Origin of the sequence: Mycobacterium sp. PDNC021 (genome assembly GCF_048282635.1) — a bacterium.
In the GTDB taxonomy this organism is placed as follows: domain Bacteria; phylum Actinomycetota; class Actinomycetes; order Mycobacteriales; family Mycobacteriaceae; genus Mycobacterium; species Mycobacterium llatzerense.
The window spans coordinates 1,316,726-1,337,107 of sequence record NZ_CP182502.1; the positions used below are offsets into that span (position 1 = coordinate 1,316,726).

At 66.3% G+C, this 20,382-nt stretch carries 18 protein-coding genes, 1 pseudogene and 2 riboswitches; of the genes and pseudogenes, 11 read left to right on the forward strand and 8 right to left on the reverse strand.

What is annotated here, in order from left to right; all coding sequences use genetic code 11:
• Positions 1-78: 78 nt before the first annotated feature.
• Genes ACNO8X_RS06070 through ACNO8X_RS06085 form a run of 4 tightly spaced genes read left to right on the forward strand, consistent with a single transcriptional unit; the run spans position 79 to position 3,183 of the window.
• Positions 79-1,005 carry a Rossmann-like and DUF2520 domain-containing protein gene (locus ACNO8X_RS06070; protein ID WP_418004572.1) on the forward strand — a complete coding sequence of 309 codons (927 nt, stop codon included), beginning with the start codon at positions 79-81 and terminating at the stop codon, positions 1,003-1,005.
• Positions 1,002-1,970: a pantoate--beta-alanine ligase gene (gene panC / locus ACNO8X_RS06075; protein WP_418004573.1), complete on the forward strand. Its 969-nt coding sequence runs from the start codon at positions 1,002-1,004 to the stop codon at positions 1,968-1,970. The genes ACNO8X_RS06070 and panC overlap by 4 nt, the downstream gene beginning before the upstream one ends.
• Positions 1,970-2,377: an aspartate 1-decarboxylase gene (panD, locus tag ACNO8X_RS06080; protein ID WP_043397397.1), complete on the forward strand. Its 408-nt coding sequence runs from the start codon at positions 1,970-1,972 to the stop codon at positions 2,375-2,377. The genes panC and panD overlap by 1 nt, the downstream gene beginning before the upstream one ends.
• 5 nt (positions 2,378-2,382) lie before the next feature.
• The gene (locus ACNO8X_RS06085) at positions 2,383-3,183 is read left to right on the forward strand and encodes a type III pantothenate kinase (protein ID WP_043397400.1); all 801 of its coding nucleotides are present in this window, start codon (positions 2,383-2,385) and stop codon (positions 3,181-3,183) included.
• Here ACNO8X_RS06085 and ACNO8X_RS06090 read toward each other — a convergent pair.
• On the reverse strand, positions 3,180-4,427 hold the full coding sequence (locus tag ACNO8X_RS06090) for an alanine racemase (RefSeq protein ID WP_418004574.1): 1,248 nt from the start codon (positions 4,425-4,427) through the stop codon (positions 3,180-3,182). The two genes, ACNO8X_RS06085 and ACNO8X_RS06090, sit on opposite strands and share 4 nt — an antisense overlap.
• 24 nt (positions 4,428-4,451) lie before the next feature.
• On the opposite strand from ACNO8X_RS06090, the gene lysS reads away from it, so the two are divergent.
• The 6 genes from lysS (at position 4,452) to ACNO8X_RS06120 (ending at position 10,966) form a co-directional block, all read left to right on the forward strand.
• Positions 4,452-5,954, forward strand: a complete 1,503-nt coding sequence (lysS, locus tag ACNO8X_RS06095; protein ID WP_418004575.1) for a lysine--tRNA ligase — start codon at positions 4,452-4,454, stop codon at positions 5,952-5,954.
• A 108-nt stretch (positions 5,955-6,062) separates the two neighbouring features.
• Entirely contained in the window at positions 6,063-6,410 is a 348-nt protein-coding gene (gene lsr2 / locus ACNO8X_RS06100) for a histone-like nucleoid-structuring protein Lsr2 (RefSeq protein ID WP_043397405.1), read from the forward strand.
• A gap of 258 nt (positions 6,411-6,668) precedes the next feature.
• On the forward strand, positions 6,669-9,191 hold the full coding sequence (clpC1, locus tag ACNO8X_RS06105) for an ATP-dependent protease ATP-binding subunit ClpC (RefSeq protein ID WP_133759451.1): 2,523 nt from the start codon (positions 6,669-6,671) through the stop codon (positions 9,189-9,191).
• Between the two features lie 56 nt (positions 9,192-9,247).
• Positions 9,248-9,393: riboswitch (adenosylcobalamin (AdoCbl) riboswitch) on the forward strand.
• 2 nt (positions 9,394-9,395) lie between these two features.
• A complete protein-coding gene (locus tag ACNO8X_RS06110) occupies positions 9,396-9,620 on the forward strand; it encodes a CbtB domain-containing protein (protein WP_133759452.1) in 225 nt (74 codons plus the stop codon).
• A 13-nt stretch (positions 9,621-9,633) separates the two neighbouring features.
• Entirely contained in the window at positions 9,634-10,542 is a 909-nt protein-coding gene (locus ACNO8X_RS06115; RefSeq protein ID WP_418004576.1) for a CbtA family protein, read from the forward strand.
• Between the two features lie 58 nt (positions 10,543-10,600).
• On the forward strand, positions 10,601-10,966 hold the full coding sequence (locus tag ACNO8X_RS06120) for a YbjQ family protein (RefSeq protein WP_418004577.1): 366 nt from the start codon (positions 10,601-10,603) through the stop codon (positions 10,964-10,966).
• Between the two features lie 14 nt (positions 10,967-10,980).
• Here ACNO8X_RS06120 and ACNO8X_RS06125 read toward each other — a convergent pair whose 3' ends face one another.
• The 7 genes and pseudogenes from ACNO8X_RS06125 to ACNO8X_RS06155 all read right to left on the reverse strand — a co-directional run bounded on the left by ACNO8X_RS06125 (position 10,981) and on the right by ACNO8X_RS06155 (position 17,625).
• A complete protein-coding gene (locus tag ACNO8X_RS06125) occupies positions 10,981-13,173 on the reverse strand; it encodes a heavy metal translocating P-type ATPase (RefSeq protein ID WP_418005797.1) in 2,193 nt (730 codons plus the stop codon).
• Positions 13,174-13,180: 7 nt separating this feature from the next.
• Entirely contained in the window at positions 13,181-13,465 is a 285-nt protein-coding gene (locus ACNO8X_RS06130; RefSeq protein WP_418004578.1) for a DUF1490 family protein, read from the reverse strand.
• An 87-nt stretch (positions 13,466-13,552) separates the two neighbouring features.
• Positions 13,553-13,996, reverse strand: coding sequence for a Fur family transcriptional regulator (locus ACNO8X_RS06135; RefSeq protein ID WP_418004579.1), 444 nt, complete (start codon positions 13,994-13,996; stop codon positions 13,553-13,555).
• Positions 13,993-14,838 carry a metal ABC transporter permease gene (locus ACNO8X_RS06140; protein WP_418004580.1) on the reverse strand — a complete coding sequence of 282 codons (846 nt, stop codon included), beginning with the start codon at positions 14,836-14,838 and terminating at the stop codon, positions 13,993-13,995. The genes ACNO8X_RS06135 and ACNO8X_RS06140 overlap by 4 nt, the downstream gene beginning before the upstream one ends.
• Positions 14,832-15,785, reverse strand: coding sequence for a metal ABC transporter permease (locus ACNO8X_RS06145; protein WP_418004581.1), 954 nt, complete (start codon positions 15,783-15,785; stop codon positions 14,832-14,834). The genes ACNO8X_RS06140 and ACNO8X_RS06145 overlap by 7 nt, the downstream gene beginning before the upstream one ends.
• Positions 15,782-16,534, reverse strand: a pseudogene (locus ACNO8X_RS06150) (metal ABC transporter ATP-binding protein); the annotation flags it as partial. The gene ACNO8X_RS06145 and the pseudogene ACNO8X_RS06150, both read right to left, overlap by 4 nt.
• A 131-nt stretch (positions 16,535-16,665) precedes the next feature.
• The gene (locus tag ACNO8X_RS06155; protein ID WP_418004582.1) at positions 16,666-17,625 is read right to left on the reverse strand and encodes a metal ABC transporter solute-binding protein, Zn/Mn family; all 960 of its coding nucleotides are present in this window, start codon (positions 17,623-17,625) and stop codon (positions 16,666-16,668) included.
• Positions 17,626-17,789: 164 nt separating this feature from the next.
• Positions 17,790-17,982: riboswitch (cobalamin riboswitch) on the forward strand.
• A 115-nt stretch (positions 17,983-18,097) separates the two neighbouring features.
• Between ACNO8X_RS06155 and metE the strand changes: the two genes are divergently transcribed.
• Positions 18,098-20,365 carry a 5-methyltetrahydropteroyltriglutamate--homocysteine S-methyltransferase gene (metE, locus tag ACNO8X_RS06160; protein ID WP_418004583.1) on the forward strand — a complete coding sequence of 756 codons (2,268 nt, stop codon included), beginning with the start codon at positions 18,098-18,100 and terminating at the stop codon, positions 20,363-20,365.
• Positions 20,366-20,382: the final 17 nt, after the last annotated feature.

Here is a 20,382-nt window from a genome sequence, read left to right on the forward strand (position 1 = left end):
TACGCTCTGCGGTGACCGTCCGGTACCTGCCAGGCAGGACTGGAACGACTGATACCACCACTTTGTGAGGTCGCTGCAATGAAGCAGCTCGACGGACTGCGTCCGGCCCGGCTCGCTGTCGGAATCATTTCCGCAGGGCGGGTCGGCAGTGCGCTGGGTGTTGCGCTCGAGCAAGCCGACCACGTCGTCGTCGCGTGTAGCGCGATCTCCCATGCGTCGCGCGGACGTGCCGAGCGCAGGCTGCCCGACACCCAGGTGCTGCCCGCTCACGACGTCGCCGCCAAAGCCGAACTGCTGCTGCTGGCCGTGCCGGACGCGGAGCTGACGTCCGTCGTCGCCGGACTGGCTGCCACCGGATCAGTGCGTCCCGGCACCATCGTCGTGCACACCTCGGGCGCCAACGGCATCGGCGTGCTGGCCCCGCTGACCGAGCAGGGCTGTATTCCGCTGGCCATTCACCCGGCCATGACGTTCACCGGCGCCGACGAGGACATCGCCCGGTTGTCGGAGACCTGTTTCGGGATCACCGCGGCCGACGACATCGGCTACGCCATCGCCCAGTCCCTGGTTCTCGAGATCGGCGGCGAACCATTCCGGGTTCGCGAAGACGCCCGCACGCTTTATCACGCGGCATTGGCGCACGCCGGCAATCACGTCACCACCGTCGTCCTCGACGCCGTGGAAGCCCTGCGCGGCGCGCTGGCCGGTCAGGAACTGCTCGGCCAGGAACTGGTCAGCGGCGACCCCGCCGGCATCGCCGAACGCATTCTGGCGCCGCTGGCTCGCGCATCCCTGGAGAACGCGCTGCAGCGTGGACAGAGCGCGCTGACCGGTCCGGTGGCCCGCGGTGACGCCGCCGCGGTCGCGGCCCATCTGCACGCGATGAAAGAAACGAATCCCGAACTGGCGCAGGCATATCGAGCCATGTCGCTACGCACCGCACAACGTGCCCATGCACCTGCCGAAGTTTTCGCCGTGTTGACCGACTCTGGGAGTGCGCAGTGACCGATCGCAGGCCGCCGAAGTTCACCGCCGGCGAGCTCAACCTCTACACCAATCCGACCGACGTGTCGGACGTGTCGCGGGTGCTGCGCGCCACCGGGCGGCGGGTCATGCTGGTGCCGACCATGGGCGCGCTGCACGACGGCCACCTGGAGCTGGTGCGCGCCGCCAAGAAGGTGCCCGGCGCTGTCGTGGTGGTGTCGATCTTCGTCAACCCCTTGCAGTTCGGCGCGGGGGAGGACCTGAACGCCTACCCGCGCACCCTGGACTCCGACGTCGAGCAGCTACGCGGCGAGGACGTCGACATCGTCTTCGCGCCCAACGCCGCCGATATGTACCCGAACGGCCGGCGCACCACGGTCATGCCGGGTCCGCTCGGCGCGGAGCTGGAGGGCGGCTCGCGGCCGACGCACTTCGCCGGGATGCTGACCGTGGTGCTCAAGCTGCTGCAGATCGTGCGCCCCGATCGCGCGTTCTTCGGCGAAAAGGATTATCAGCAACTGGTTCTGGTGCGCCAGATGGTCGACGACCTCGACCTCGACGTGCGCATCCAGGCGGTGCCGATCGTGCGCGAGAACGACGGGCTGGCCATGTCGTCGCGCAACCGCTTCCTGGATGCCGAACAGCGCGAGCAGGCCGGGGCGCTGTCCGCGGCACTGCTCGCCGGCAAGTACTCCGCGCCGCACGGCGCGGCCGCCGCACTCGATGCGGCCCGGGCGGTCCTCGACGAGGTACCCGCCATCGACGTCGACTATCTGGAGGTCCGGGACCCCTGGCTGGGTCCGGCACCGGTGTCCGGGCCGGCCCGGATGCTGGTCGTGGGCCGTCTCGGCAAGACCAGATTGTTGGACAACATCGCCATCGACATCGGCGCATCCGCAGGGATCGACGGTCACCCCAATGTGGGGTCTGCCGCCGGCCATGACGGAGCCGAGACCGGTAACAACGAATTACCCTGGAGGAACTGATGTTTCGCACCATGCTGAAGTCCAAGATTCACCGGGCCACGGTGACCCAGGCGGACCTGCACTACGTCGGCTCGGTGACCATCGACGCCGACCTGCTCGACGCCGCCGACATCCTCGAGGGTGAGCAGGTCACCATCGTCGACATCGACAACGGCAACCGGCTGGTCACCTACGCCATCACCGGTGAGCGCGGCACCGGAATCATCGGGATCAACGGTGCCGCAGCACATCTCATCCACCCAGGTGACCTGGTGATCCTGATCGCCTACGCCACGATGGACGACGCCGAGGCCCGTACCTACCAGCCGAACGTGATCTTCGTCGACGCGCAGAACCGGCAGATCGACTTCTCGCACGACGCCGCGCACGTCCCGGACGGTGTCGACGGCCTGCTGTCGCCGCGGTAACGCCGGTGCTGCTGGCGATCGATGTCCGCAACACCCACACCATCGTCGGGTTGATCTCCGGTTCGGGAGATCACGCAAAAGTGGTGCAGAACTGGCGGATTCGCACCGAGTCGGAGGTGACGGCCGACGAGCTCGCGCTCACTATCGACGGCTTGATCGGTGACGACGCCGAAAACCTGCTCGGCGCAACGGGTTTGTCGACGGTGCCGTCGGTGCTGCACGAAATCCGGGTGATGCTGGAGCAGTACTGGCCGTCGGTGCCGCACGTCCTGATCGAACCGGGTGTGCGCACCGGCATCCCGCTGCTGGTCGACAACCCGAAAGAGGTCGGCGCCGACCGGATCGTCAATTGCCTTGCGGCGTATCACAAATACGGTACCGCGGCCATCGTCGTCGACTTCGGCTCGTCCATCTGCGTCGACGTCGTCTCGGCCAAGGGCGAGTTCCTCGGCGGCGCCATCGCGCCTGGCGTCCAGGTGTCTTCGGACGCCGCGGCGGCCCGCTCGGCGGCGCTGCGCCGGGTCGAGCTGACCCGGCCGCGGTCGGTGATCGGCAAGAACACCGTGGAGTGCATGCAGGCTGGTGCGGTGTTCGGTTTCGCCGCCCTGGTGGACGGTTTGGTGAACCGGGTGCGTGAGGACGTCGACGGCTTCGACGGCCACAACGTCACGGTGGTCGCCACCGGTCACACCGCGCAACTGGTGCTGCCCGATCTGCGCACCGTGCAGCACTACGAGAGGAACCTCACCCTCGACGGCCTGCGCCTGGTCTTCGAGCGCAACCAGCGCACTTCCCGCCGCGCCTAGAAGAAGGTCCGGACCAGCTCGACCACCCGGTGGTCGGCGTCGAGCACCGGGATCAGCTGCCACTTGTCGAACACCGTGCAGGGGTGCGAGACCCCGAACTCCAGCCAGTCACCTACCTGGAGGCTCTGATCGGTCGGCGCCAGCCGTAAGTACCCGTGCTGGTCGTTGAGCTTCTCGACACAGCTGTCGGGCCGCCCGTACGGCATGGGCAGGTCCTGGTCGAACGACACGTCCCGGCGGCCCATGCCCACGATGGCGAGGTCGGGCTCGGGCCGTGACAGCACCTGCGCCCACACACTCAGGGCGGGTTCCAGATGGCCGTCATCGGTGCGGCCCAGCGGAGTCGTGCGGGCATAGAGGCCGTCGTCGTGCGTCAGGTAGCAGCCGCTGCGCACCACGGTGCGCACGGACATGCCGTCGGGCCAGCCGGTCAGGATGTCGGCGACCAGGTCGAAGTAGGTGCTGCCGCCGGCCGTCGCCATGATCTCGTCGGTCTCGAACATCGGACGCAGCCGGATGACGGCGTCGCGCAGAGTCTGGAGATACCCGGCCACCGCGGTCACCGCGGCGTCGCTCACCTCGTGGCCGGTGGCCGCCTCGTACCCGGCGACGCCGACCAGTCGCAGCCGGTCCGAGTCCACCACCGCACGCGCCACCGCGTCCACGGTGTCGGCGTCGCGGCAGCCCGTGCGGCCACCCGGCTGGCCGACCTCCACGCAGACGTCCACCGGGCGGCGCCGGCCCGTCAGGGCAGCCGTCATCAGCTGCACCCCGCGGACCGAGTCCACCCAGCAGGTCAGTTCGAAATCGGGGTTGGCATCCAGCTCGGCGGCCAGCCAGCGCAGGCCGGTGGCGTCGACCAGTTCGTTGGCCAGGATGATCCGGCGGACCCTGAACGCCCGGAACACCCGGACCTGGCTGATGGTGGCGGCGGTGACGGCCACCGCCCCGGCGCCGAGCTGGCGGGCCAGCAGCTGCGGGGCCATGTGGGTCTTGCCGTGTGGCGCGAGCTGTACGCCCCGGCGTCGGCACCAGCGCGCCATGGTGACCATGTTGTGCACCAGCGGCTGGGTGCGCAGCGTGGCGACCGGCGAAACCGCGCCATCGTCGAACAGGCTGGGCCGCCGGCGGCACACCTGGGCGGGCGTCTGGCCCCACCACGAGGACGGCAGGCCCTTGTATTTCCAGTCGATCGGTTCGTGGTCCAGGGCGTCGACGGTGGACTGCTCCAAACTGGCTGCCATGACCTTCATTTAAGCTGGCATTTCGTGAGCGACGCCGAAAGCCCCGACATTCCCGAGCAGTTCCGGATCCGCCAGGCCAAGCGTGAGCGGCTGCTCGCCGAGGGCCGCGACCCTTATCCGGTCGAGGTGGCTCGTACCCACACCCTCGCTGAGCTGCGCGCGGCGTATCCGGAGCTCGTCGCGGACACCGCGACCGGCGATATCGTCGGCGTGGCCGGCCGCGTCGTGTTCGCCCGGAACTCGGGCAAGCTGTGCTTCGCCACGCTGCAGGAAGGCGACGGCACCCAGCTGCAGGCCATGCTCAGCCTGGACAAGGTGGGCCAGGATTCGCTCGATGCCTGGAAGGCTGACGTCGACCTGGGCGACATCGTGTTCATCGAGGGCGAGGTCATCAGTTCCCGGCGCGGAGAATTATCTGTGCTTGCCCAGAACTGGCAAATTGTGTCGAAGGCCCTGCGACCGCTTCCTGTCGCGCACAAGGAATTGAATGACGAGACCCGGGTCCGGCAGCGGTACGTCGACCTGATCGTGCGCCCCGAGGCCCGCAATGTCGCCCGGCAGCGTATTGCCGTGGTGCGGGCATTGCGGTCGGCGCTGGAGCGACGCGGCTTTCTCGAAGTCGAGACCCCGATGCTCCAGACGCTGCCCGGTGGCGCCGCGGCGCGCCCATTCATCACGCACTCCAACGCGCTCGATGCGGATCTGTACCTGCGCATCGCGCCGGAGTTGTTCCTGAAGCGCTGCCTGGTCGGTGGTTTCGAGAAGGTTTTTGAGCTTAATCGGAACTTTCGCAACGAGGGCGCGGATTCCACGCATTCACCGGAATTTGCGATGTTGGAGACATATCAGGCCTACGGCACATATGACGATTCCGCGATAGTGACGCGTGAGCTTATTCAGGAGGTTGCCGACGAGGCCATTGGTACCCGAATGGTGCCACTGCCGGACGGCTCCACCTATGACCTCGATGGTGAATGGGCGACCGTCGAAATGTATCCCTCGTTGTCCGAAGCGCTGGGCGAGGAGATCACGCCGGAGACTTCTGCAGAGTACCTGTGGAAGGTGGCCGAGCGACTCGGCGCCGAGATTCCCCGGGACCGTGGATACGGGCACGGGAAATTGATCGAGGAACTGTGGGAGCACACCGTCGGTGAGCACCTTTGGGCGCCGACCTTCGTCCGGGATTTCCCGGTGGAGACGACCCCGCTGACTCGGGCCCACCGCAGTATTCCGGGGGTTACCGAGAAATGGGATCTATATGTCCGCAAGTTCGAGCTCGCCACCGGATATTCGGAGTTGATCGATCCGGTGATTCAGCGGGAGCGTTTCGAGGCGCAGGCTCGTGCCGCTGCTGCCGGTGATGACGAGGCAATGCGACTTGATGAGGATTTTCTTATCGCATTGGAGTATGCGATGCCGCCGACCACCGGAACAGGAATGGGACTCGATCGCTTGCTGATGGCGTTGACGGGGTTGACGATTAGGGACACGGTTTTGTTCCCGATTGTGCGCCGTCAGGGCGACTGAACACTGCCTAACCCTGGACTTGTTGAAGGAATTGCAGTCCTATGCCAGCATTGTTGTGGCAGAGTCGTTTCTGCGTTCTTATCGAGGCAGAAGGGTTAGTGTGGGCCGATGGCAAAGAAAGTGACTGTCACTCTTGTCGATGATTTCGACGGTGAAGGTGCGGCAGATGAGACGGTCGAATTTGCTCTCGACGGGGTGAACTACGAGATCGACCTCACCACCAAGAACGCCACCAAGCTTCGGAATGATTTGAAGAAATGGGTGGAGGCCGGCCGTCGTGTCGGTGGCCGCCGTCGGGGCCGCGCCAGCACCGGCTCGACAGGCCGCGGCCGCGCGTCCATCGACCGCGAGCAGAGTGCCGCCATCCGGGAATGGGCTCGCCGCAACGGCCACAACGTGTCCAGCCGCGGTCGTATCCCGGCGGAGATCATCGACGCGTTCCACGCCGCGACCTGAGTCTGCGGGCAACGTCATTCAGGATTGCCCGAGGTTTTTCTGTTCGCTTTCGGCGTAGCCCGGTCGGGCCGATCCGGGAAACGTTTCGAAGCCGCAGCGCGTTGGTGTTTTCGCAGCGCTGAGTGGCCTTGCGAGCTAGGGGATACCGCAGGGCACGCATGGTCGCCGCCCATTAGAGTGGACGGTAGGCGCACAGCGTCGCGACACGCGAAGTGACGTGGCAGGAGCTGCGCTACGAGGGAGAGCAGGTAACCACCGATGTTTGAGAGATTCACCGACCGGGCCCGTCGGGTCGTCGTCCTGGCTCAAGAAGAAGCCCGGATGCTCAACCACAACTACATCGGCACCGAGCACATCCTGCTTGGACTCATTCATGAGGGCGAGGGCGTCGCCGCCAAGTCTCTGGAATCGCTGGGCATCTCGCTGGAAGGCGTGCGCAGTCAGGTCGAGGAGATCATCGGTCAGGGCCAGCAGGCACCGTCCGGGCACATCCCCTTCACTCCGCGCGCCAAAAAGGTCCTCGAGCTGTCGCTGCGCGAGGCGCTGCAGCTCGGCCACAACTACATCGGCACCGAGCACATCCTGCTCGGCCTGATCCGCGAGGGTGAGGGCGTCGCTGCTCAGGTGCTCGTGAAGCTGGGCGCCGAGCTGACCCGCGTGCGTCAGCAGGTCATCCAGCTGCTCTCGGGTTACCAGGGCAAGGAGACCGCCGAAGCCGGCACCGGTGGCCGCGGTGGCGAGACGGGCAACCCGTCGACGTCGCTCGTGCTCGACCAGTTCGGCCGCAACCTGACCGCCGCCGCCGCCGAGGGCAAACTCGACCCGGTCATCGGCCGCGAGAAGGAAATCGAGCGGGTCATGCAGGTGCTGAGCCGCCGCACCAAGAACAACCCGGTGCTGATCGGTGAGCCCGGTGTCGGTAAGACCGCCGTCGTCGAGGGCCTGGCGCAGGCCATCGTGCACGGCGAGGTCCCCGAGACGCTCAAGGACAAGCAGCTCTACACGCTGGACCTCGGTTCGCTGGTCGCCGGCAGCCGCTACCGCGGTGACTTCGAAGAGCGCCTGAAGAAGGTGCTCAAGGAGATCAACACCCGCGGCGACATCATCCTGTTCATCGACGAGCTCCACACGCTCGTCGGTGCGGGTGCCGCCGAGGGCGCCATCGACGCCGCCAGCATCCTGAAGCCGAAGTTGGCCCGTGGCGAGCTGCAGACCATCGGTGCGACCACCCTCGACGAGTACCGCAAGTACATCGAGAAGGACGCCGCCCTCGAGCGCCGGTTCCAGCCGGTGCAGGTGGGTGAGCCGACCGTCGAGCACACCATCGAGATCCTCAAGGGTCTGCGCGATCGCTACGAGGCGCACCACCGCGTCTCGATCACCGACGGTGCGCTGGTCGCCGCCGCGACGCTGGCCGACCGGTACATCAACGACCGGTTCCTGCCGGACAAGGCCATCGACCTGATCGACGAGGCCGGCGCCCGCATGCGCATCCGCCGGATGACCGCTCCGCCAGACCTGCGCGAGTTCGACGAGAAGATCGCCGACGCGCGCCGGGAGAAGGAATCGGCCATCGACGCGCAGGACTTCGAGAAGGCAGCCCGGCTGCGCGACTCGGAGAAGACGCTGGTCGCCCAGCGCGCCGAGCGTGAGAAGCAGTGGCGTTCGGGTGACCTCGACGTGGTCGCCGAGGTCGACGACGAGCAGATCGCCGAGGTCCTGGGCAACTGGACCGGCATCCCGGTGTTCAAGCTGACCGAGGCCGAGACCACGCGCCTGCTGCGCATGGAAGACGAGCTGCACAAGCGGATCATCGGCCAGGTCGACGCCGTCAAGGCGGTCTCGAAGGCCATCCGGCGTACCCGCGCCGGCCTGAAGGACCCGAAGCGTCCGTCGGGCTCGTTCATCTTCGCCGGCCCGTCCGGTGTCGGTAAGACCGAGCTGTCGAAGGCGCTGGCCGAGTTCCTGTTCGGCGACGACGACGCGCTCATCCAGATCGACATGGGCGAGTTCCACGACCGCTTCACCGCGTCGCGGCTGTTCGGTGCCCCTCCGGGCTACGTCGGCTACGAAGAGGGCGGCCAGCTCACCGAGAAGGTGCGCCGCAAGCCGTTCAGCGTGGTGCTGTTCGACGAGATCGAGAAGGCTCACCAGGAGATCTACAACAGCCTCCTGCAGGTCCTCGAAGACGGCCGCCTGACCGACGGTCAGGGTCGCACCGTCGACTTCAAGAACACCGTGCTGATCTTCACCTCGAACCTGGGTACGAGCGACATCAGCAAGGCGGTTGGCCTCGGCTTCACCCAGGGTGGCGGCGAGAACAACTACGAGCGGATGAAGCTCAAGGTGCACGACGAGCTGAAGAAGCACTTCCGCCCGGAGTTCCTGAACCGTATCGACGACATCATCGTGTTCCACCAGCTGACGCAGGACGAGATCGTCCAGATGGTCGAGCTGATGATCGGCCGGGTCGGCAAGCAGCTCAAGGCCAAGGACATGGAGATGGAGCTGACGCCGAAGGCGAAGGCGCTCCTGGCCCGTCGCGGTTTCGATCCGGTGCTCGGTGCGCGCCCCCTGCGTCGCACCATCCAGCGCGAGATCGAGGACCAGCTCTCGGAGAAGATTCTCTTCGAAGAGGTCGGCCCCGGTCAGCTGGTCACCGTGGATGTCGAGAACTGGGACGGCGAGAGCGCCAACACCGAGGACGCGAAGTTCACGTTCGCCGGACGTCGCAAGGAATCGGCCGACCTGGCCGAGGCCGCAGCTACCGCCGCCGAATAACGGATCACGAAAAATACCCTCCCCGAACTTCGGGGAGGGTATTTTTCGGTGGGGGTGTATCTTGATCCCGGTATGACGGGGCATGGAAGCCGGTGAGAATCCGGCACGGTTGCGCCACTGTGAAACCCCCGGGGTGAGTCAGATCTTTCGCCGTCGTACAAAACCGAACACGTAGGGGCGCGTGACCCCATAGGAGGTTTGACCATGACGAGCATTTCGGTTTCGAAGCCGGGTGTTTCCGCCGAGGCCCACAGGGCACTCTCGGCCACTCGGGTAGCGGTGCTGCTGGGTGTGACGATCTTTCTGGCCGTGCTGGCGTACTACCTGGTCGGTGTCGACGAGGGCATGATGTCGATGTTCGGCAAGACCGTCGTGGTCCACGAGTGGGTGCACGACTCGCGGCACTTCCTCGGCTTCCCCTGCCACTGATCAGGGGACTCTTGTGGAAATCCGCGTTATCGGGCGCGGAGCCCTCGCCGGCCTGATCGCCGGCATTCTGGGGTTCCTGTTTGCCCTCATTTTTGCTGAACCCGCCATCGACAAGGCCATCGACTACGAGTCGGGCCGCATGGATGTGCTCTCGACCATTCACACCGCCATGGGCCATCCGGTCGAGCCGGATGGACCGGAGCTGTTCAGCCGCTCCATCCAATCGGGTGTCGGTGCCGCCACCGGCATCATCGCCTTCTCGGTGGCGATGGGTGCGCTGGTCGCCGTCGCCTATCTGGTGCTCCACGGCCGCTTCAAGGTGCGGCCACTGGTGCTGGGCTGGACCGTCGCCGGCTTCGGTTTCCTCGGCGTGTACCTGCTGCCGTTCGTGAAGTATCCGGCGAACCCGCCGGCCATCGGCCACGAGTTCACCATCGAGACCCGGGGCTTCCTGTACCTGGGCATGGTGTGGGGATCGCTGACCTTGCTGGGGCTCGCGGTGTTCGCCGCGCGCAAGCTGTCCGCGAAGGTCGGCTGGGCACGTGCGGTCGGGATCGCGGTGCTCGGGTTCTTCGTGGTGTTCGGCGGCCTGCTGGCGGCGCTGCCGTCGCTCGGGGATCTGGCCGCCAACGTCGAGCACTCCGGCGAACTCGGCTTCGCGCGCGCCGCAACCGAGACACCGCAGCCCATCACCAACACCTTCACCACGCCGGTGACCATCGACGGCAAGGTCTACGCCCCTGGGCAGCTGATCTACCCGGGCTTCGACGCCGACCTGCTGTGGAAGTTCCGGTGGTACTCGCTGCTCGATCAGGCACTGATCTGGGCGGTCATCGGGCTGGTGTTCGGCGGGCTCGTCGAGCGTTATCTCGGTGGCGCGAAGCAGGCCGTGCCGGCAAAGGATGTGGCAGCAGCCGTCTGACGATTCCGGTTGCTGCGCACTACAGTTCGAGGCGTACCGACCAACGAAAGGCTGCAGCATGCTGGTTGTCACGACGAATGACCTGCCCGGGTGGGAGATTCAGCGAGTCTGCGGTGAGGTGTTCGGCCTTACCGTCCGGTCCCGGAACGCCTTCGCGCAGATGGGCGCCGGCTTCAAGGCGATGTTCGGCGGCGAGCTGCAGGGCATGACCAAGAACCTGGCCGAGAGCCGCAACGAGGCCATGGGCCGGCTCCTTCAGGAATGTCAGGCCCGCGGCGGCAATGCCATTGTCGCGATGCGGTTCGACACCACCGAGATCGGTGATGTGTGGACCGAGATCTGCGCGTATGGCACTGCGGTGCAGGCGGTTCCGGTCACCGATGCCGCTCGCTACACGGCGCAGCAGCTGGGCTACGGCGGCTGAGCCGACGAGGCGGACTATCGGTCGGGACGGCCGGATTGGTCCAGCTCGTGCTGAATCAGCCTGGAACTGTTGGTGACGACGGCGACGGATGAGGCGTTGTGCAAGATGGCGGCCAAAACCGGGGAGAGGCCGCCGAATGCGCCGAGGAGCAATCCGAAGGCATTGACCGCGATCGACATGGCGTAGTTCTGCCGGATCACGGCCACGGCACAGTCGCTGAGAGCGCGAACTTCGAGCAGGCGGCGCAGATCGTCGGTGGCGAGGGCGACGTCGGCGGTCTCGACGGCGACGTCGGTGCCGGCCAACCCCATGGCGATACCGATATCCGCGGCGGCCAGCGCGGGGGCGTCGTTGACGCCATCGCCGACGACCGCGACGGTGTAGCCCTCATCGTGCAGAGTGCGCACCAGCGCGAGCTTGTCCTCCGGTAACGCGTTGGCCCTCCACTCGGTGATACCGAGCTCCGCGGCAACAGCCTGCGCGGTATCCGCGTGGTCGCCGGTGAGCATCACTATCCGTTCCACGCCCGAGGACCGCAGGTGCGCAAGCACTTTCGCCGCTTCCGGCCGCACTTCGTCGCGCAGGCTGAGCAATCCGACGAGGTCTCCGTCGACGGCCAGCAGCAGCGGTGTCTCGGCTTGTCGCCGCAGCCGCTGCACCCACTGGTCGGCCTCGCCGTCCATGGCCACGTTCTCACGTGCGAGCAAGGATGGGTTGCCGAGCAGCAGGGTGCGGCCGTCGGCGCGCGTCCGCATGCCCAGTCCGACGAGGACTTCGCACTCCTCGTGTGGCGGAATCACGATGTGTTTGTCTTCGGTCGAGCGAATCACCGCTTCCGCCAGCGGATGCCGTGAGTGGATCTCCGAGCTCGCGGCGTAGGCGAGGATGGTTTCGGGCGCCCAGTCATCATGGAACGACACGACATTGGTGACGATGTGCCGACCGAGGGTGAGCGTGCCGGTCTTGTCGAAGACCACCGCGTTCGCGCGGCCGGCGGCCTCGAGGTGTGAGCCACCTTTGATGAGAATGCCGCGGCGGGCCCCGTTGCCGATCGCCGCGCTGATCGCCGTCGGGGTGGACAGCCCCACCGCACATGGGCAGGCCACCAAGAGCATGGTCATCGCTCGGCGCACGTCTCCCGTTGCCAGGAACGTTGCCGCAGCCAAGAGGAACGAAGCGGGCACGAATCTGCGGGAGAAGTTTTCGCCCACAGTCTGGATCGGCGCCCGATCACGTTGTGCCTCTTCGACTCTGGCCACGATCCGGCCGAGCACGGTGTGGTGGCCGACCGCGCGGGCGCGAACCACCACGCGGCCACGGACCACCACGGAGCCGGCATGCACGGTCGCACCGGTTGTCACCGCCACCGGGAGGTTCTCTCCCGTGATCGCGGACTGATCGATGACGGCGTCTCCCGACAGGACGTCGCCGTCGATCGGGATGGCGACCTGCTCGTGGATGATGACGACGTCGCCGACGCGCAGCGAGTCGGTGCTGACCTGGATTTCACTGCCGTCGTCGAGTTGCAGCCATGCCGTGTCCTGGGCTCCGCGCAGCAAGTCGGCGATGGCTCGGCGGGTCCGGCGCAGCGTCAGATCTTGTAGGTACTCACCGATATTCAGCAGCCACAGCACGGTCAGGGCGACGACGTTCTCGCGCAGGATCAGGCTGGCGATGGTGGCGGCCGAAACCAGCAGGTCGGTCCCCGGCGACCGCCCACCCCGCAGTGACCGAAGGGCCCCGCGCAGGAACGGGTATCCGGTGATGATGGTCGCACCGGTGGCGAATGTGCGGCTGGTCGGTCCGAGGATTCGGGGTCGGGAAAGCCCGTAGCGGCGGATTCCCAAGAGCCCCAACGCCACAGCGCCGAGCGCCATCCGTAGGACGTCCGCGTTGTGAATGTCGGCCGAGCGCGGCGAACGGGTCGGCACCAGCTGGGCCGGGATGGACCGTGCGGCCGCGATCGCCTGCAGCAGTGCAGCGGTGTCACAGCGCTTCGGTGAGTACCAGATCACCACCGACGCGGTACGTGGGTAGGCGTGCACGGTGCGGACGCCGGTGATCTTGTCGATGGTGTCCTCGACCGCGACGGCCCGGACCGCGTCGCCCCGCAGCCACGGAGCGTGGACCCGAATGCGGCCCGCTGCAACGGATATCACCGTCAGTTCTGACACAGCATCGGTGGCCGGAGCGTCGGCCTCCACCATCAGGACGTCAGTGCTCATGCGCATGGTCGGTGTCGGCCACCGCGGGAGGAGCGACCTCCTCACCGATGCGTTCGCGGGCCTCGGCCATCACATCCGCGACCTTCAGTCGGGCGCTCTCCGCGGCTTCCTCGGCTTTTCGGGTGCCTCGCAACGCCCATGACGCGGTCGTCACGCTCGCCTCGTGAATCGGGGCTGTGCGCAACGCCTTACGCAACACATCGTATGCGGCGACGCCGACGACTCCGGTGACCACGGTCTGTGCGGCTTTGACCAGTGTGGGGTGTATGGACATCGGTGCGTCCCCTTCCATCGTGTGATGTGTTGTGCAGTTGTGGGTTTTGCTCGCAGCTCGGTGGCGACGCCTGCTGCGCGGCGATGATCACAGCGGACCGGGTCGACACCGTGGGCACGTGCCGTACAGGTCAAGATAGTGCGTGATGTCGGTGTAGTCGTGCGCTTGCGCCAATCGGCGGGTGTGACCTTCAACGTCCTCCATCGCAAATGCGACCGCGCGGCCGCACCGCCGGCACAACAGGTAGTGGTGATGTCCGTCGGTGCGCCGCAGGCGGTACAGGGTTTCACCGTCCTCGGCGCGCTGAGTCTCGGCGATGTCGTCCTCGGACAGCGCGCGCAAGATGCGGTAGATCGTGGTCAAGGCCATCTTGTCGCTGTCGGAGCCACGCTGACCGTGGTACATGTCGTGGAACAGTTGCTGAGCGCTGCGGAACCGCTCGCTGCGCCCGAGCTGGTCCATGACCGCTTCGCGCTTCGAACTCTGCCGCCTGCGCGGTGTCGATTCGGCACCCATCGGCACAGTGCTCACCGCTGGCCTGCGGCAACGACACCGACCTCGTGCCGCGACGTGCCGGCGCGCCGCCAGGCCGCTGCGGCCACGTAGAGGACGGTGGCTGTGGTCATGATCGTGAAGCTGGCCGGGGCTTTCGGGATGACGTACGCCAGCGTCACGCCGATCCAGATCGAGGCGACTGCCAGTCCGCCGGCCAGCCAGAAACCCCGCCATGGGTGGGTGGTCAATCGGGCGGCGGCCGCTGCCGGTGCGGCGAGTAGCCCCAGCACCAACAGCGCCCCGACGATTTGGGTGGCTTCAGCAACGGTGGCGCCGACGATCGCCAGGAACACTGCTGCGAGCAGTCGTGTCGGGACCCCGGCAGCCGCGGCGATGGCCGGGTCGACCGTGGCGAACAACAGCGGCCGGGAGATCGCGATGAGCAGTAGCCCCAGCGTTACGGCCACCACCACCGCCACCACGGTCGACCGATAGTTGAGTCCAAAGATGCTGCCGAACAACACATTAACGTTGGCCGCGCCATTGCCGGTGCTGGCGTGGGTGGTGTAATACGTCAGCAGCAATGCGCCGAGACCGAGAATCCACGAGAAGAACGAACCGATCGCGACGTCGTCCGCACCGCGCGCGCCGCCGATGCCCAGCGCGATTCCCACGGTGATCGTTGCCACGAAGAGACCGGTCCGCAGGTCCACGCCCGCCACCAGCGCGGCCATCGCACCGGTGTAGGACACGTGGCCGAGCGCGTCACCGGCGAACACCTGCCCGCGGAGCACCAGAAAGTATCCGGCCAGACCGCACAGCGCGGCGACAGCTGTCCCGGCGACCAGTGCATGAACAATGAACGGATGGCTCAGCATGGTGCCGTGCCTCCCGTTGACGTTGAGCTCGAAACCCGCTGTGGGGCAATGATTGTGCTGCCTCGGCCATTGCGTCGTCGACTGCGATCGACCAGCGCCCGGGTAGCTGCCGCGATCAGATAGGTCGCGTAGGCAAAGGTGGAGACCCAGAAACCGATCGGATACGGCCAGAAGAACGCGCACCCGATACCCAGCCACGTCACGGTCAGGGCGATCGCCACCGAGATCGCGATTCCGTAGCCCGGGTGTGCCGTGATACTGAACGCTGCTGCCGCCGGAGCCACCAGCAGCGCGAAAACCAAAAGGCTGCCGGTGATTTGGCTGGCCCCGGCCGCTGCGGTGCCCAGTACCACCATGAACATCACCGACAGTGGCCCGCTCCTGACCCCGGCGGCGGCCGCAGTATCCGGGTCGATCGAGGACCACAACAGCGGCCGCCCGATGACCGCCATCGCCGCCAGGCACACCACCGCGGCGACCAGCAACATCAGTACCTGTGGCCGGGTGACCCCGGCGATCGTGCCGAACAGCAGACTCGTCAGCCCGCTCAAAAAGCCGTGATACAAACTGACAAACAACAATCCGGTGGCCAGCGCAAAGGCCTGAACAGTGCCGATCACGGCGGATTCCTCGGTGAACCCGCCCAGACCGCCGGCCCGGTTCGCGGGTGAGAACGCGACGATCGCGATCGCCGCCGCGATACACGCGACGAAATAGCCGTCGCCGGTCGCCACGCCGAGCCACGCCGCTGCCGCCGCCCCTGGAAAACCCACCATGGCCAAGGTGTGCCCGGCGAAGCTCTCCCGGCGCAGCACCATCATCCAGCCGATGACCCCGGCCACGATCGCCACGATGGTGCCGGCTTGCAATGCGTTGACGATGAATGGGTACGCCAGCATCTGTCGGAGGTCGGCGAGCAGGTCCCAGGACGGATCCACGCTGTTCACGTCATGCTTCCCCGGTGCTCCGGCGGTACGTCTGGTTGACCGACGACGAATACCCGGCCCGAACTGTCGCGGAGCACTTCAATCGGCATTCCGTACAGCGCGCTGAGTTGCTCGGCGGTGATCACCTGTTGAGGTGTGCCACTGACCGCCGTGCCTCCGGCGAAATAGATCACCCGGTCCAGATACGCCAGGATCGGGTTGACGTCGTGCGCCACCATGACGACCCCGACGCCCTGCTCGCGGCAGATGTCCCGCACCAGCGCGCTGATGCCTGCCTGACTGGGTACGTCGAGGCTGTCGAGTGGTTCGTCGAGCAGCATCAGTTTCGGACGGCGCAGCAGAGCTTGGGCGATCAAGAGCCGTTGTTGCTGGCCACCCGAGCACTGCCCGATGGGCCGTCGTGCGTAGTCACTGCCGCCGACCCGCTCGATCACCTCGGCCACCAGCCGCTGCTGCTGCTGAAACTGCCGGGGCCGCACCAATCGGGTGAGCCACGGAACCGGAACTCCCCAGCGAGCGCCGTCCAGTCCCAACCGCACGATGTCGACGCCCCGGATCCGCAGGTTGGCATCGAACGCACGGCGTTGCGCCACATAGGCGATTCGACGATTGGCGCGGCCGGGGCGTTCATCCAGCACCTCGACCTGGCCGCCGACGGGCGTCAGCCCGAGGAGGGCTCGCAGGAGCGTCGACTTACCGGACCCGTTGGGTCCCAGCACGGCGACGAATTCGCCCGCAGCGATGTCGATGTCGACATCGGACCAGATGGTGCGGCCACCCAGGGTCGCCGACGCACCGCGCATCTGTACGACTCTGCGTACGGATTGTTTTGGTGCGGTGGACAATTCGTGGTCGAATCGAGCGGTGGCCGGTTCCATTTCTACTTGCCGGTGGCGGTGTGCAACGCGTCGGCCAGCGCCGACAACTGTGCGGTCTGCCAATCCTGGAACGACGCGTTGGCCGGCGCAAGCGTTTCGGTCACGGTCGTGACCGGGATGTTCTGCTTGCGTGCGGCGTCCACCTGGGCTGCGATGTCCGGCGTGCTGTTCTGGGTGTTGTAGACGTACGTCTTGATCGCCTTGGACGCGATCTGCTGATCAACGGTCGCCTTATCGGCTGGGGCCGGATCGGTGCCTTCGCTGATCGCCTTGAGGAAATCCGGCGGGGTGATGAGGTTCAGGCCCAACGCATCTGACAGTGGTGCGAAGATCGATTCACTGGCCCCGACGGGCGTGCCCGCGTACTTGGCCTTGATCGACGCGATCTGGTTCTGGTAGTTGGCCAGACCCTGGTTCACAAACTTGTCATGCTGCTGGTCGAAGTAGCCGGCGTCGTTCGGGTCGGCCTTCTTGTAGGCAGCTGTGATGGCATCGACGAATTTGCTGACCGAAGGGGGCGAGTACCACTGATGAGGGTTGCCGCCGTCGGCCACCCCGACCACCTGGCCCACGGTCACTTGGGCCCGCTGGGGATTGGGATTGGCGGCTACCAGCTTGTCCGCCCAACTGTCGTAACCGATTCCGTTGTTGATCACCACGGCGGCAGTTGCCACTGCTCGCCCATCGGCGGCCGAGGGCTCGTAATCATGCGGGTCGGTATCGGGATTCGTGATGAGCGACGTCTCCTGGACATGGTCGCCGCCGAGCTGAGCGGCGATACTGCCCCACGCGTTGATCGTCGCCACCACCGCCAACTTGGCCGGCGCTGCGGTGCCGGTGCTCGCCGAGTTGGAGCTCGACGTGGCCGGGCTGCTCCCACCGCCACAGCCCGACACCAGGAGCATCGCCGCCACCGCACCGGCCGCAGCTATGGAAAGACCAGGATTTCGCGAGCCGTGCATGGTTGCGCCTCCGATTTATGAAAATGATTGTCATTTGCGATTCGCAAGCTAGCACTCGCCCTGCCGCATGGGAATCCGTGCACCCAAACTGACAGCTGACCCCCAGGAAGAGGCGACAAGGTAATCTCCGGTACGCAGCTGGTTTGCCAACAGCGCTTCGGCGTTTGCGGCATCGAATGGCGGGTAGTCCGCCATGAGAGGGAACCCGGTGAGAATCCGGGACTGTCCCGCAGCGGTATGCAGGAACGACCGCCGTCATCCGCACTGATCCACCGGATTGGGAAGCGACGGCCACTAGGTGCACTTGAGGGTGCGCGCCTGCGAGTCCGAAGACCTGCCAGCTGTGCCGGATGCGCCGCGTCCGGCGGTGCATCGCCTCGTGGAATGGGCAATCGCCGAGGGCGGTTCGCGCTGCCCTCGAAGGATGTCCTTGGGCTGTGCGCACTTCCGTCGCATTTGAAGGACCCTGAAGTTGCCAACACCATTCACCGCCACCATCCTGGGCGCGCCTCGTATCGGCCCGAACCGCGAACTCAAGCGGGCCGTCGAACGCTACTGGGCGGGCCGGATCGACCGGGCCGCTCTCGAAGAAATCGCCGCGGGCCTGCGCAGAGACACTCTCGTCGCGTTGTCGGCCGCCGGTCTGGATTCCGTTCCGGTCAATACGTTCTCCTACTACGACCAGGTACTCGACACCGCGGTGCTGCTCGGTGCCCTGCCGACCCGGGTGCGCGGCGTGGCTGACGACCTCGACCGCTACTTCGCCGCAGCCCGCGGTACGGCGGATATCGCACCGCTCGAGATGACCAAGTGGTTCGACACCAATTACCACTACATCGTCCCGGAGATCGGTCCGGACACCGCATTCGCGCTGAATCCGGCGAAGGTGCTCGCCGAACTCAAAGATGCCCAGGCGCAGGGTATTTCGGCTCGACCGGTGATCGTGGGACCGATCACCTTCCTGGCTCTGAGCAAGGCGGTCGACGGCGCCGCGGCACCCATCGAGCGCCTCGGTGAGCTGCTGCCGCTGTATGCCGACCTGCTCGCCCAGCTGGCCGAGGCGGGCGCCGAGTGGGTCCAGATCGATGAGCCGGTGCTGGTCACCGACATCCTCGACAACGGCGCCGAACTGGCCGAGCAGGTTTACACCACGCTCGCGGGCGTGGCCAAGCGCCCGGCCATCCTGATCGCGACCTACTTCGGCGAGTTGGGCGCCGCGCTGCCTGCGCTGGCCCGTACCCAGATCGAAGGTATCGCAGTCGATTTCGTCGCGGGTGGCGATCAGCCGGTTGCCGGAGTTCCGGGCCTGGCCGACAAGCTGCTGGTCGCCGGCGTCGTCGATGGCCGTAACATCTGGCGCACCAACTTGGAAACAGCGCTGGCGCGGTTGAGTGCGCTGGTCGGGGCAGCGAAGACCGTTGCGGTGTCGACATCATGCTCGACTCTGCACGTGCCGTACTCGCTCGATCCGGAGGACGGCCTCGACGATGCACTGCGCAGCTGGCTGGCGTTCGGTGCGGAGAAGGTCCGCGAGGTGGCGACGCTGTCGGCAGCGCTGCGGGACGGCCGGGACCAGGTTGCCGCCGAAATCGAGGCGTCCAACCAGGCCGTCGCGTCGCGGGCACAGGATCCCAGGCTGCACAACGACGCCATCCGGGCACGGTTGCAGGCCGCATTGGCCGGCGGCATCGAGCGTGGGCCGGCCGTTGAGCGTCGTCAGGCCCAGGATGCCCGACTGAACCTGCCCTCGCTGCCGACCACCACCATCGGTTCGTTCCCGCAGACCGTCGAGATCCGCAAGGCGCGTGCCGCACTGGTGGCCGGCGAGATCGGCGAGGCGCAGTACACCGACCAGATGAAGGCCGAAGTCGAGACGGTCATCCGGCTGCAGGAGGACCTGGGCCTGGACGTGCTCGTGCACGGCGAGCCCGAGCGCAACGACATGGTGCAGTACTTCGCCGAGCAACTCGACGGCTTCTTCGCGACGAAGAACGGCTGGGTGCAGTCGTACGGCAGCCGCTGCGTGCGTCCGCCCGTGCTGTTCGGGGATGTCACGCGCCAGCAGCCGATGACGGTCGAGTGGGCCAGGTACGCACAGACGCTGACCGAAAAGCCGGTCAAGGGCATGCTCACCGGCCCGGTGACCATCCTCGCGTGGTCGTTCGTGCGCGACGACCAGCCGCTGGCCGACTCGGCCAACCAGGTGGCCATGGCCATCCGCGACGAGACGGTCGATCTGCAGTCGGCTGGCATCGCGATCATCCAGGTCGATGAGCCCGCACTGCGTGAGCTGCTGCCGCTGCGGAACGCCGACAAGGCGGCCTACCTGAAGTGGGCGGTGGACGCGTTCCGGCTGTCGACCTCGGGCGTCAGCGACGAGACCCAGATTCACACCCACCTCTGCTACTCGGAGTTCGGTGAGGTCATCGGTGCCATCGCAGACCTCGACGCCGACGTGACGTCCATCGAGGCGGCACGTTCGCACATGGAGGTGCTCGACGATCTCAACGGCATCGGATTCTCGAACAGCGTCGGCCCGGGCGTCTACGACATCCACTCGCCGCGGGTTCCCACCGCCGACGAGATGGCCACGTCACTGCGTCACGCACTGGATGCCGTTCCGGCGGAACGTCTTTGGGTGAACCCGGACTGCGGTCTGAAGACCCGTAAGACCGATGAGGTGACCGAATCGCTGCGGCACATGGTGCAGGCGGCGCAGTTGGTCCGCGCCACGCAGTAAGGCAAAGGCGATGCCCC